A 13,084-nucleotide genomic window follows, 5' to 3' on the forward strand; every position below is an offset into this window, starting at 1 on the left:
TTTCAAAACAACTGTTTGGCAACTGAACGCCAAGGCGAGCCAGCAGCAGTCATTCACGCAATTACTTTAATCTTGCTTACATGCGAGGAGTTATTTAAATGAAAATCGGAATTATCGGCGCAGGTAACATTGGGGCTACCCTTGCCCGTAAACTCGCGGCGGGCGGTCACGAAGTTAAACTGGCAAACTCGAAGGGCCCGCAGAGCATTCAGAATCTTGCCAATGAAATCGGCGTAAATGCGGTTACTAAGGAAGAGGCGGTGTCTGAGGTAGACGTCGTTATCCTCTCGATCCCCTTCGCAAGCTACCCTGATCTCAAACAGACCTTGAGCAATGTGCCGGAGACAACCGTCGTCATTGACACGTCCAATTATTATCCGGGACGCGACGGGGCAATCAAAGAAGTTGACGACGGCAAGCCTGAGAGCGTTTGGGTAAGCGAACAGATTGGTCACCCAGTTGTTAAGGCATGGAACGCCTTACTGGCTGCGACCCTTGCCGATAAAGGTCAACCAGCCGGTTCTTCATCGCGCATAGCCATACCCGTAGCTGGGGGAGATACCAGAGCTGAAACAATCGCGCAGGATCTTGTTGAGGATACGGGCTTTATCGCGCTCGCCTCAGGCCCCCTTGAAGACTCATGGCGCCAGCAACCAGGTACACCTGCTTACTGCACTGAGCTGACCTTGCCGGAACTCAAATTGGCATTGAATGCGGCAGACAAGTCACGGGCGCCTCAAAACCGCGACGCACTCATTGCCAAGTTTATGACTCCCGGTAGTCAGTTTACTCACGAGCAAATTGTTGCCACCAACCGGGCAATGACGGCCTGACTTTTCGGATTAGGTGGGATCTGTATCTAGTATTCCACCCTTATTGATCGCGTAGCTAAGCTCTTAGTGAAGCCAGCGTCGCTCTTAGTTCTAGCCGTATTAGCTCCCAGCTCAAAGTTGCCGCTTAGGTGTGGGCTGCCAGGCGCATTCGCCGAAGAACTGCCGGGAGGGTTACAAAGCTGCGGATGCACTTAACCGCTCCCATAACTGACATATTACCCAGCATTGGTTTTCCGCAAACGGGCTCAGCGTGTTTTCAGCAACGCCTCAAAATTCGAAACCTGAATATCCGAAGCCCCGCTCAACATGTCCCGCGCCAACGCCCGTCGCTTACTCAGCAACTCATCCAGCGTCGCCTCAAACGTCGGCATCGCGGCGTCTCGAACCGTTGGGAAGTACACGCTCGGAAATTTAGCGTGGTCGTCATCGGGCGCTATCGATGATTTGACCACCGTCCGGTGTCAGGCTGTAACCCGTCAGGAATTGTGCATCCTTGCTGGCGAGGAATAGCACGACAGGCGCAACGTCCTCTTCAGGTGATCCATAACGGCCAAGCGCGTTAGTAGGCGCAGGCGTATTGGCATCGACCCCCCATGTGTCAGCGACAGGCATGACATTGTTGACCGTGATGTTGTCAGCGCCCCATTCCCTTGCCGCCGAGCGTGTCAGAGCACGTACCGCCTCCTTTGCCATGTTGTAAGGGGCATAACCTTGCAAGCCGATCACACCGGCCAACGATGCAAAATTGATAACCCGCCCTTCACCGCTAGCTTTGAGGTATGGATAGCAGGCTTGCATCGTCCGGAGATAGGCTATTGGCCCCATCTCGAAATTGCGTTGTAGCTTCTCGGTCGACAGGCCGAGAACCGATGAAGAGACGACTGAGGGGTCGAAGGCATTGTTCACAAGAATATCGATGCGACCATATTCAACTACGACCTTTTCCACGGCGGCGCTGATTTGACCCAGGTCGGAAACATCACAGACTACTCCGAGGGCAGTACCGCCCACTGCCTGGATCTCGGCGACCACACCTGCAACATTCTCAGCCGTCCGTGAAACAACGGCCACCTTCGCGCCTTCTTCTGCAAAAAGCTTTGCGGTAGCGCGGCCAATACCACGACCGGCTCCAGTGACGATGGCTACTTTTCCATTAAGTCGGGACATGACGTTCTCCTGTTATTTAGGGGTTACTGAATGGGCCGCTGCTACTTGCACGTAAGGTGACTGCACGTCACGAGCGGCGTTTTGGGTGAGGAAAGAAGTGGCCAGCAACACCAGGCAGATAGCCGCCGGTAAGGCTCCGCTAGGCTTTCGGGCATTGATATGCGCGAATGCTGAGAGCAGCAGGTGATAAAGCATGCCGGCGTAGGCGAGATCGCTAAGCGAAACGTTAATTCGTAGAAGGATGGCAACCACGGCCAGGATCTTCACCGCAATCAGCAGCGGCATAAGATTGGCGGGGTAGCCGAGGTCGGCGAGTGCTTGACGAACCCATTCCCTTTTGACCAGGTACAGGGTCGCCGAAGCTAGATACAACAACGACAGCAGTGTTGTGCTGATCCAGTAAATGTAGATTTCAATCATGAGACTTTTCCTAAGCAGGTATTAATACGTCGACTTAGGTCAAAGATGTCGCCTAATATGAAACTCTACAAGTAGGATGAAAAAGTGGTGCTTAGTATGGAAAACCAGACTATTGGTGAGCAGCAGATCAACATGCATGAGGAAATGCGTCGTGCATTTGCACTCCTCTCAGGCAAGTGGAAGCTGGAAATCATGTGGTTGTTGAACCAACGAATCTATCGCTTTGGTGAGCTTCGCAAAGCGATCAACGGCATCACGCAGCACATGTTGACGGCGCAACTGCGTGAGCTTGAGAACGATGGCTTGGTGTCCCGAACAGTGTTCGCCGAAGTCCCTCCGCGCGTCGAATATGAAATGACGGAAAAGGCCCGTGCGCTCGGGCCAACAATGGAAGCACTCGCGCTATGGTGGAGTGAGTATGGGAATAGCGTGCCGGCAAAGCCAAGCTCACGTGGTCGTAAACCTAAAGCAGGATGAAGATGTAGGCGAAAGGAGTATTTTTTGAATTTGAGAGCTTGGATCAGAGGGTCGCCGTACTCTGGATATCCCGAGAGGCCCCTTCGAGAGTTTCCCACAAGCTGCGCATCGTAGGATTCTCATTGGTTATCGAGCAGTAGGAGCGTATCTCTAACCGTGTACTCCATTCATCACCACCGGCCTTCACTAACTGACCTCGTTGAAGCTCGTCAATGACTGCGCTTTGGGGCAACCATGCCACCCCGTATCCCTCTATCGCCATGCGCATCAAAAGCATCGCCATGTCCGCTTCATAGCAGCGTTCCAGCACACTTACACATGGCCCATTTTTGATGACGATGTCCGCAACGCGTCCCAGAAAAGTGGTAGCCGTGTAGGCGAGGTGTGGAACAGCTTTGGTTGAGGTGCCGGGTAAGCGGTACAACGCCTGCCCTTTCTTGTCAGGTGCACACAATGGGATGAAAGCGTCATGTCCCAACGTAAGGCTGCCGAATTTTGTTGGGTCTAGAAGTATAGGCGCCAAAGGATGGTGATAGACGATCATCAGATCGCAACTCCCCTCCTCCAAGGCGATGACGGCGTCATGAATATTGGCGGCGACGACTCGGGCATTAAACTGTTCGTTGTGCTGCTGAAATTGAGTTAGCCACTTCGGCAAGAATGTCATCGACAGGCTATGGCCAGCAGTGACCTGAATGGAGCGACCTGGCATTCGCTCCACCTCCCGTAGGCTCGAGCGCAGTCTCAATAGCCCCTCCAATGCCTCGCGCCCCTCATCGCAAAATGTGCGACCAGCCGGCGTCAGTTGGACAGGGTAGGTGCCACGATCCACCAACTCGGCACCTACCCATTCTTCTAATGACTTTATACGTCTCGACAAAGCCGACTGGGTCACACACCTAGCCTCGGCAGCCCGCGAAAAATTCTTCCACTCCGCGACCGCCAGAAGATCGTCCAGCCACTTGATTTGCATACTGACACCCCATGTCCCGAGGAAGCAGTTTACTGCCCCGCAGCCCACATGATGCAGCGATTTCGAAAACTATTCCAAAAGCGCATGAGCCTATGGGGATTACTCATCATGCCCCCACAAGACCGCCCCTAGAATCGAGACGTGGAAGCGAAGCCGAAGAGCTTCGACCGAATGACACTTGTCTCCTGCCAAGTAAAAAAGCAAAAAAACCACTTGAGGATAGCTCCGTGAAGAAAAATAAACTTCCGCGTCGGATCGCAATTGGCATCGCCTTAGGCGTGCTTGTCGGTTGGGCGTGCCACCATTTCGCAGGGAGCGAACAAAACGCCAAGGAGATCGCATCCTACTTCTCGATGGTCACCGATATATTTTTACGCATGATCAAGATGATCATCGCGCCTCTCGTGTTCGCCACCTTGGTGGGCGGCATTGCCAGCATGGGAAACTCCCGCTCTGTTGGACGTATTGGCCTACGAGCGATGGTCTGGTTCGTCACCGCATCTGTGATCTCGCTGGCAATCGGCATGGGCTTGGTGAACCTTTTCCAACCTGGGGCAGGACTGAACATGGAGGTTGTCCAGCATGCGGCAACTCCCGTGGTGAACACCGGGGATTTCAGCCTCAAAGTTTTCATCAGTCACGTGTTTCCACGCAGCATCGCTGAAGCAATGGCCAACAACGAAATCCTGCAAATCGTGGTGTTCTCATTGTTCTTCGGGTTCGCCTTGGCGGGTGTGAAGCGCGCCGGTTACACGACGATTGTCGATGGCATCGAAGAACTGGCCAAGGTCATGTTCAAGGTCACGGACTTCGTTATGGCCTTCGCACCCATCGGCGTTTTCGCAGCCATCGCATCGGCTATCACCACTCAAGGTCTCGGCTTGATTGTTGATTACGGCAAGCTCATTACCGAGTTCTACCTGGGCATTGTGATTCTGTGGTGTGTGTTGTTCGGTGCTGGCTACCTGTTCCTGGGGCGCTCAGTATTTACCTTGGGCAAGCTCATTCGCGAACCTGTTCTGTTGGCGTTTTCCACCGCCAGCAGCGAGTCTGCATATCCGAAAACCATGGAGGCACTTGAGAAATTCGGTGCGCCGAAACGCGTGTCCAGCTTCGTTCTGCCGCTGGGCTACTCATTCAACCTTGACGGTTCAATGATGTATCAAGCGTTCGCCATCATGTTCATTGCACAAGCCTACAACGTCGACCTGGGCTTCACACAGCAACTGCTCATCCTGCTGACACTGATGATCACCAGCAAGGGAATGGCAGGTGTAGCGCGAGCATCGGTGGTTGTAGTGGCGGCGACGCTACCCATGTTCAACCTTCCCGAAGCAGGCATCTTGCTGATCCTTGGCATTGACCAATTCCTCGACATGGCCAGGACTGCCACCAACGTGGTTGGCAACAGCATTGCGACTGCAGTGGTTGCCAAATCAGAACCACATGAAGAGGCTGAAGACGAGCCTGCAAATGCATCTGTACTCCCGACCCAAACTGTAGCCAGCGCTTGAGAACTTAGAGATGAAAGGTAAATCGAAGCCGTCCAGCGAGTCATCGTTTGCTCGAAAATTAGGTATCGTCGGCGGACTTGGATCACTGGCCGGCGGCGACCTTTTCTACAAGCTGGTGAAGTCCCGAGCAGTTTTGGAAGATCAAGGCCGCTATCATTTCCTGTTTGAGCAACACCCCTTCAAGGACGTCCTGATGCCACTGGATCAGGGCGCCAATATGACCTCCAGAAAGTTCTACGTATTCCAGGTTTGCCAGACGTTCGAGGCTAGCGAAGTCAATGCAGTATTACTGCCTTGTTTCGCCAGCCACACCTTTCGAGAGGAGATCCAGGAAGAGATAGGAATACCCGTCCTGGATATGATGAAGGCTCTGCGCAAGCACATCGATCATGTCGCTGAACCTGGCACTACGTTGGGTATCATCGCATCTGACTATGTCCGGCACTCCGGGTTGTTCGAGCGCTATTTTGGCGCCGACTTCAAGCTAATCTATCCCCATGACACCGAGCAGTCTGGGTTGATGGACGCCATGTATGGGGTAAACGGCATCAAAGATGGACATCTTGATGGGGTACCAGTGGAGTGTGTGTATCAGGCTTGCCTCTCACTTCAGGATCAGGGTGCCACGATCATTCTGCCCGGCATGACTGAGCTCTCATTGGTCTGCGGTGACCTTCAAAGACGTGGCCTGACTGTCCTGGATATCAACGATATTTATGCGACTTTTGCTACGTTAGAAAAAGGTCAGTCAACCCGCCCGCCATTCAAGCTTGGGATCGTTGGCGGAGTTGGGCCGGCGGCAACAGTGGACTTCATGGGTAAGGTTGTGGCGCACACACCCGCCGGTCGCGACCAGGAGCACATCAAAATGGTGGTAGAACAAAACCCCCAGATTCCTGATCGCACAGCCAACCTGCTGAATGATGAAACTGATCCGACGATGGCGATGTACGCAACGTGCAAGCGACTGGAAAGCGCTGGCGCCAATGCCATAGCGATTCCGTGCAATACCGCTCATGCATTTGTTGAGCGCATCCAGGCTCACCTTCGCGTACCCATTGTGAACATGCTGACTGAAACCGTAGAGGCAATCGTACAGCGGTACGGCGCTGGCAAAATCGTTGGACTGCTTGCGACCTCCGGCACGATAAAAAGTCAGGTGTATCACGAGGCAGCCCGGCGGGCAGGACTTCAAATCATCATCCCTGGCGCGGACTACCAAACGCTGGTTATGGAGTCAATATACGGAGATCGCGGAATCAAGGCGGGTTTTACAGATGGCATCTGCAAAGATCAGTTACTGACCGCTGCAGAGCACCTTTGTGAACTAGGTGCGGATGTGCTCATCTTAGGGTGCACAGAGCTCCCATTGGTGCTTGAGCATAGTGAATCCTTCGTCATCAAAAAACATGAGGTAGCACTGGTCGATCCGACAACCATTCTGGCGCTGAAGTGTATCGAACTCGCAGGCGTAAACTCGATCAAGGCACCTATTCACTGACAAAATAAAACATGCATCATGTCACTGAGCCGGCTCAAGTCGTCATGTCATAAGAATTGTCGAGATACCTGCCGTAGCCCCCGCAGCCATTGAGGGGCAGGCCTGAAGGGCGGGGGCGATAAACCCGATAGGGAACGCCCCAGTCGAAACTCGTACTTTCGAGTTCAACGGCGAAAGAAACGGTCTAGTACCAGCAGCGCAACTACACCGATCGCGATTGCAGCAACTGGCTTCTCTTTTACGAACGTTGAATCGCCCCCGGGTTTCGTAGAAACCTCCAACCCCAGCAAACCAATTACGCGGATGCAAATATTTGGTCGAACACAGCCGATCGGAGTCGCTGCTCTAGAGCGAGAGCGGATTAACTTGTCCTTCATGAGCCCTGCACCCTTCCTCCAGATCCAACGAGGAGTTACACCGAAAGTCAGCCACTGCCATACTGGAATCCGTGATAAATCGCCGCTCGCGAGCGCTCTCGCACCCTGTGTAACTGGGGGCAAAACCGGGGGCATCGTTAGTTTTTTATGACCTAAAACTACCGTCCTAGAGCCCAGTCAAAATGTTCTTTGGGGATCCGGATAGTCTCTAGGGGTCTTCTCCGCTATTCGATAGACCGGTCTGAGGCTTTCAGCGGAACAGTGGAAGCAATAAAACTGCGGATGTCGGCCGAATGAAAACGGTGAGTGCTCACCGTTTTCATTCGGGTCGGGATACTAATATTTGAAACGACCCACCAGGCCTTTGAGCTGACCGGAAATGTCTATCAATCGACCCGAGCCAGCCTGTGACGACTGAGCAAAGCCTTCGACCAGTTGGGCATCGGCATGGATCTGCGCGATGTGGCGATTGATCTCTTCGGCCACCTGGTGCTGCTCCTCGGCGGCGGTGGCGATCTGGGTGTTCTGGTCGCGGATCGAGTCCACCGAGCCACGGATCTTGTCGAAGCTGTCACGCGCCTGCTGGATGCGTTCCACACTGGCGTGGGACACTTGCAGGCTGCCTTGCATCTGCTGCGTGACCTCTTGGGTGCGGCGGGCGAGATTACCCAGCAAGCTGTCTATCTCGCCGGTGGAGTCGGCTGTCCTGCGAGCCAGGGCGCGGACTTCGTCGGCGACTACGGCGAAGCCTCGGCCTTGGTCACCGGCGCGCGCCGCTTCAATCGCCGCATTGAGCGCCAGCAAGTTGGTCTGCTCGGCAATCGAGCGGATGGTATCGAGAATGGTGTTGATGTTCTGGCTGTCCTGCTCCAGCAACTGCATGGTCTGGGTCGACTTTTGCAGGTCTTCGCTGAGCTTGAGCACGCTGCCGGTGGCTTCGCCGATGTGCTGCTGGCCGTCATGTACGTCGCGGTAGCCTTCGTCGGCACTCGACGCGGCAGCACTGCACGAACGTGCAACTTCGTTGGCAGTAGCGACCATTTCGTTGAATGCGGTGCTCACCAACTCCACGGCCTCGCGCTGGCGACCTGCAGCCTGGTTCATGTTGTTGGCCACTTCGCTAGTGTCGGCGGCCGCGGTCTGCAGGTCAGATGAGGCGCTGCCTATGCGTTGCACCAATTGTGCAATCATGCTCAGGAACTGATTGAACCAGCCCGCCAGGCTGGCGGTTTCGTCCTTGCCCTGCACCTGGAGTTGGCGTGTCAGGTCGCCTTCTCCTTCGGCGATTTCCTGCAGGCCGGCGGCCACGCCGCGAATCGGACGCACGATGACGCTGGCAAAGCTGGCGCCTACTATCGCGAACACCAACGCCAATGCCGCGGCAATGGCGGCGATCAACCAGGTCAGCCGGGTGACGTCGGCCATCACTTCATCACGCTTGATCAGGCCGATAAAGCGCCAGCCCAGGTCTTTGGAACTGACCACGTTGGCCATGTAGGCCACGCCATCAATCTCGATTTGGGTCACGCCGTCGCCTCCCTTGGCTAGTTCGGCGTAGTTGGGACCCAGGTCGGCCAGAGGTTTGAAGTTGTGCTTCGCGTCGCTGGCGTCTACCAGCACGTTACCGTTGTCTTCCACCAGCATCAGGTAGCCGCTATCGCCCAGCTTGATGTTGCGCACCAGTTCAGTGAGCTGTTTGAGCGATACGTCAAGGCCAACCACTCCCAGGATATTCCCGGCGGCGTCGGCGACAGTACGCACGGTGCCGATCAGCGTTACATCGTCCGGTGCCCAATAGTAGGCACCCGTGCGCACAGTGGCGCCTGGCGTGGCGATGGCCGCTTTGTACCAGGGACGGACGCGCGGATCGTAGTTGTTCAGCTTGGTGTCGTCCGGCCAACTGGCGTATCCGCCATCGCTCAGACCCAGGGACAGGTAAGCAGTACTCGGATGACTTTTGGCGAATTGCTCAAATATCGCCAGCAGCTCTTTGTTGGCCTGAGTAAGTGGAATTTGCGCGGCTTCGGCACCCGCGTAGCTCTTGAGGTCTTTGGCTGCGACAACGCGCGGGTCCTTGGCTATATAGTCGACGTTTTGGCTTATGCCGTCGAAAAACTGCTTCATGCCATTGTCGATCTGGCGGATCTCACGACCGCTGCTGTCGAGAAAATTGGCCTGGGCCCCCTCTCGCAAATTCAGCACTACCAAAACGGCGACCAAGATGACCGGGACGCACGCGATAGCTGCGAACGCCCAGGTCAGCTTCTGCTTGATATTCATGACTTCACCTGCGGATATTTATAGTTTTGGCAAGGGGAAACGCTAGCACTGAACGTCGCATGTGTTGTTATGAGGAGATAGAGCCCATGCGTACTCTGAGTTATCGACCGCGACGGTGCGCACTTTAGAACGGCGAACATCGGCAAACTCAGCGCAATCTATCTGCGATTAAAGAAAGGCTTCCCTGCCTTGGAAAACCTTCCAAAAAAGTCGCATCGATTTTCCTGGCCGCTGCTTCACTGACCCGCCCCTGCCAGATTTCGGGATCCGGCTTCTGCGCCAGTTCGACCCAATCAAACTGGCCCATTAGCGACGTGGGGGTTCAGTAGCAGAACAGGATCGGTTCGCCCCGCTTGCAGCTCGATAACACGGCTGCGTCCCTGGTTACGGACGGATCGAGGCGGTTTGGCAAACCGGATCAAAGGTGCAGCGCGGGCTTGGACTGGCGAACGCCATGGCCAGAAGGGACTCGGACACGCAAGGCAATCAGCAACGCCGCCAGCAGCATCAGCACGGCTGCCGCTACGAATACGCCTGCGCTGCCACCGAGACTGAACATTGCACCGCCAGCGGCGGCGCCAGTGGCGATGGCTGACTGCACAGAGGCCACTACCATGCCTCCGGCGCTTTCCGCCTGATCAGGTACCGCGCTGGCGACCCAGTTCGACCACGCCACCGGCACACCACCAAAGGCCATGCCCCAGACCGCCAGCAGTACCGCCTGCCCCGGCACCGAGGCCGGCAACAGCACCAACGCCAGTGCTGCAACCCCGACCAGCGCGGGCATCAGCACCAGAGTGGCCAGCGGGTGGCGCTCCAGCAGCCTGCCGGCCAACAGCGTGCCGACGAAGTTCGCCACGCCGAACCCCAGCAGCATCAGGGACAGCCCTTGCGCGCCGATGCCGGTAGTCCCTTCAAGGAATGGCCGAACATAGGTAAACATCGCGAAGTGCCCGCTGTGCACCAGCACACAACCGAACATCCCCATGGCGATGCCTGGGCGCTGCAACACCTCGAGCACAGTGCGCAGGCCTGCCGGCCGGCGCGGCGCAAGACGCGGCAGAGTGAACGCCTGGAAAGCCAGGGTCACCATGCCTACCGCCGCCGCGGCAAAGAACGCGCTGCGCCAGCCATACAACCCGCCCAGATAGCTGCCCAGCGGCACTGCCACGACCGTGCCGATGGCGATGCCGCTGAAAATGATCGACAGCGCCCGAGGCAACAAGGCATTCGGCACCAAGCGCATCGCAACCGCCGCCGCCATGCTCCAGAACCCGCCAAGGGCAATGCCCAGCAAGATGCGCATCACTAACAGCACCGCGAAGCTGGAGGAAACGGCGACCAACAGATTGGAGGCGACCATCAACATGGAAAAACCCAGCAACACCCAACGTCGGTCGATGCCGCGGGTCAGGCCTGGCACCAACAAGCCGGCGAACAGCGCCACCACGGCGGTTACCGTTACCGCCTGGCCAGCCAGCGCCTCGGACACTCCCAGGTCGGTCGACATCAGCGTCAACAAACTGGCCGGAAGGTACTCAGCGGTCAGTAACCCGAACACACCCATTGCCAACGAAAATACGGCCATCCACGCGGGGGTTGCAGGTTCTACGTCCGCGCCGACGCTGCAATGGCGGTCGGACACGGTGTTACATACACAATCAGTCATTGCACGGATCTCTCAATCTTCATTAAGAGCCGAAGTCTAGGCGCCGAAATACGGATGATCTATGATCCATAGTCTCTACTTTTTGATCAAAACACCTGAACGATGCCTGCAGATCAGTTTGCCCTTTCCTCGGATCTCATCAACGAGCTGTTGCGCGGCATGCGTCTGCGTGGCGTTGAATACCGGCGTATCCAGGCGGGTCCAACCTTCGGTTTGGCCTTCGCGGAAAAAACTGGGCACGCCTGGTTCCACTTCATGGCCGTCGGCAATGCGGTGTTGCGGATGGAGGACGGAACTACGTACGCGCTGTCTGCCGGCAACGCCGTGTTCATCTCCCATGGCGCAGCCCATCAACTGTTTTCCCATCAGGGCGCGCCTGTTCAGGACATCGATCATCTAGACGGTGCGCCCTTGGGTGACACCGTCAGCGCGGTGAATACCGGAACTGATGCCAGCGCCACTCCGAGCACTATTCTGTTCAGTGCTTGTATGGAGTTTGAACTGGGCAGTATCCATGGCCTTGGCCGGCTGATGCCGGGACTGATGCTGATTGATGCCGGCGGTCAGCGTTACCCCGGACTAGTGCCGATCCTGACCACCATGGAGCGCGAGGTCAGCGCCGCACGCGTCGGCTTCGCCGGTATCCTCGCGCGGTTGGCCGACGTGGTGGCGGCCATGGTCGTTCGCGGCTGGGTCGAGTGCGCCTGCGGCAATGCTTCTGGCCTGGTCGCCGCCTTGCGCGATCCCCGCTTGGCCGGTGCACTGCTTGCGCTCCATCAACAGCCGGGGCGCGACTGGACTGTTGCGCAGTTGGCAGAGCACTGCAATTCCTCACGCTCGGTCTTCGCGGACCGCTTCCAGGCGACGATTGGCATGGCCCCGCTACGCTATGTCACCGAACTGCGAATGCGGCTTGCAAGCCAGTGGCTGACCCTCGGAAGGCTACCGATTGAAGAGGTAGCGCAGCGTTTGGGCTATACCTCCCAGGCCGCCTTCAGTCGTGCATTCAAGCGCATTACGGGCAAGACACCGGGTTTGAGCCGTAAGGTGAGGCAAGCCGAACGCAGGTAGTGGATGATCCGTGCCACTGACTCATTTGCCCCCCGTTACATCGAGGAATGTACCGGTAACGAAGGATGCCTCCGCGCTCGCCAACCATAGAATCGCGCGAGCTACTTCCTCAGGCTGTCCGCCCCGCCCCATCGGGATCGAATCCTTGACACGATCCACCCGCCCCGGCTCACCGCCACTGGCATGCATTTCGGTATAGATATGTCCGGGGCGAATACAGTTGACGCGTATGCCTTCCCGTGCGACCTCCTTTGCAAAGCCAATGGTGAACGTCTCCAACGCGCCCTTTGACGCCGCATAGTCGACATACTCGTTGGGGCTGCCGAGGCGCGCCGAAGCCGAAGAGACATTGATCACTACACCGCCCGGGCCATTGTGGCGGTAAGACATACGCTTCACCGCCTGTTGGGCACAGAGAATTGGCCCAATGGCATTGACCGCAAAGATGCGCTGCATCCGCTCGAAGCCGAGGTCCTCCAGGCGTGACTGAGGCGCCAGCATCCCGGCGTTATTGACCAGGACATCGATGCGTCCGAACGTGCGGTCGATGGCCGCGAACAAATCGGCCACCTGTTGGGGGTCCGCACTGTCGGCTCGCATCGTCAACGCCCTGCGCCCCAATGCTTCTACATCCGCAGCCACGGCCAGCGCTGCGGACTCGTTGGCAACGTAGCTGATCGCCACGTCATATCCTCTTTCGGCGGCCAGGCGCGCGGTGGCAGCCCCCACTCCACGACTTCCCCCCGTGATTAGAATCAGCGGTGCCTGCGAGACGTTGACCATGAAATAAAGCTCCTGAGCC

At 56.6% G+C, this 13,084-nt stretch carries 10 protein-coding genes and 3 pseudogenes; 5 read left to right on the top strand and 8 right to left on the bottom strand.

Annotated features, from left to right (window positions below):
- Positions 1 to 98 precede the first annotated feature (98 nt).
- Complete coding sequence (locus GTU76_RS01020; RefSeq protein ID WP_016985334.1) at positions 99 to 833, top strand: NADPH-dependent F420 reductase; 735 nt, start codon at positions 99 to 101, stop codon at positions 831 to 833.
- Positions 834 to 1,256: 423 nt separating this feature from the next.
- On the opposite strand, the gene GTU76_RS01025 is transcribed toward GTU76_RS01020, so the two are convergent.
- Together GTU76_RS01025 and GTU76_RS01030 are read right to left on the bottom strand one after the other, a co-directional pair.
- A complete protein-coding gene (locus GTU76_RS01025; protein WP_180697870.1) occupies positions 1,257 to 2,000 on the bottom strand; it encodes an SDR family NAD(P)-dependent oxidoreductase in 744 nt (247 codons plus the stop codon).
- 12 nt (positions 2,001 to 2,012) lie between these two features.
- Positions 2,013 to 2,420, bottom strand: a complete 408-nt coding sequence (locus GTU76_RS01030) for a DoxX family protein (protein ID WP_016987276.1) — start codon at positions 2,418 to 2,420, stop codon at positions 2,013 to 2,015.
- Positions 2,421 to 2,564: 144 nt separating this feature from the next.
- Here GTU76_RS01030 and GTU76_RS01035 point away from each other — a divergent pair, with 144 nt between their 5' ends.
- A complete protein-coding gene (locus tag GTU76_RS01035; protein WP_198431108.1) occupies positions 2,565 to 2,897 on the top strand; it encodes a winged helix-turn-helix transcriptional regulator in 333 nt (110 codons plus the stop codon).
- Positions 2,898 to 2,940: 43 nt separating this feature from the next.
- Here GTU76_RS01035 and GTU76_RS01040 read toward each other — a convergent pair whose 3' ends face one another.
- Positions 2,941 to 3,870, bottom strand: a complete 930-nt coding sequence (locus GTU76_RS01040; RefSeq protein WP_026000772.1) for a LysR substrate-binding domain-containing protein — start codon at positions 3,868 to 3,870, stop codon at positions 2,941 to 2,943.
- A gap of 227 nt (positions 3,871 to 4,097) precedes the next feature.
- On the opposite strand from GTU76_RS01040, the gene GTU76_RS01045 reads away from it, so the two are divergent.
- Positions 4,098 to 5,384: a dicarboxylate/amino acid:cation symporter gene (locus tag GTU76_RS01045; RefSeq protein ID WP_026000773.1), complete on the top strand. Its 1,287-nt coding sequence runs from the start codon at positions 4,098 to 4,100 to the stop codon at positions 5,382 to 5,384.
- Positions 5,385 to 5,394: 10 nt separating this feature from the next.
- The gene (cuyB, locus tag GTU76_RS01050; protein WP_058426033.1) at positions 5,395 to 6,885 is read left to right on the top strand and encodes a cysteate racemase; all 1,491 of its coding nucleotides are present in this window, start codon (positions 5,395 to 5,397) and stop codon (positions 6,883 to 6,885) included.
- Between the two features lie 164 nt (positions 6,886 to 7,049).
- On the opposite strand, the pseudogene GTU76_RS30495 reads toward cuyB, so the two are convergent.
- The 4 genes and pseudogenes from GTU76_RS30495 to GTU76_RS01060 form a co-directional block, all read right to left on the bottom strand.
- A pseudogene (locus tag GTU76_RS30495) lies at positions 7,050 to 7,136 on the bottom strand (CsbD family protein); the annotation flags it as partial.
- Positions 7,137 to 7,598: 462 nt separating this feature from the next.
- Positions 7,599 to 8,114, bottom strand: a pseudogene (locus tag GTU76_RS30500) (methyl-accepting chemotaxis protein); the annotation flags it as partial.
- 348 nt (positions 8,115 to 8,462) lie between these two features.
- Positions 8,463 to 9,542 (bottom strand): annotated as a pseudogene (locus tag GTU76_RS30505) (HAMP domain-containing protein); the annotation flags it as partial.
- 418 nt (positions 9,543 to 9,960) lie between these two features.
- A complete protein-coding gene (locus GTU76_RS01060) occupies positions 9,961 to 11,211 on the bottom strand; it encodes an MFS transporter (RefSeq protein WP_180697872.1) in 1,251 nt (416 codons plus the stop codon).
- 102 nt (positions 11,212 to 11,313) lie between these two features.
- Here GTU76_RS01060 and GTU76_RS01065 point away from each other — a divergent pair, with 102 nt between their 5' ends.
- On the top strand, positions 11,314 to 12,282 hold the full coding sequence (locus GTU76_RS01065) for an AraC family transcriptional regulator (RefSeq protein WP_180697873.1): 969 nt from the start codon (positions 11,314 to 11,316) through the stop codon (positions 12,280 to 12,282).
- 21 nt (positions 12,283 to 12,303) lie between these two features.
- On the opposite strand, the gene GTU76_RS01070 is transcribed toward GTU76_RS01065, so the two are convergent.
- On the bottom strand, positions 12,304 to 13,065 hold the full coding sequence (locus GTU76_RS01070) for an SDR family oxidoreductase (RefSeq protein WP_123594693.1): 762 nt from the start codon (positions 13,063 to 13,065) through the stop codon (positions 12,304 to 12,306).
- Positions 13,066 to 13,084: the final 19 nt, after the last annotated feature.

It is taken from the genome of Pseudomonas crudilactis, assembly GCF_013433315.1.
GTDB lineage: Bacteria > Pseudomonadota > Gammaproteobacteria > Pseudomonadales > Pseudomonadaceae > Aquipseudomonas > Aquipseudomonas crudilactis.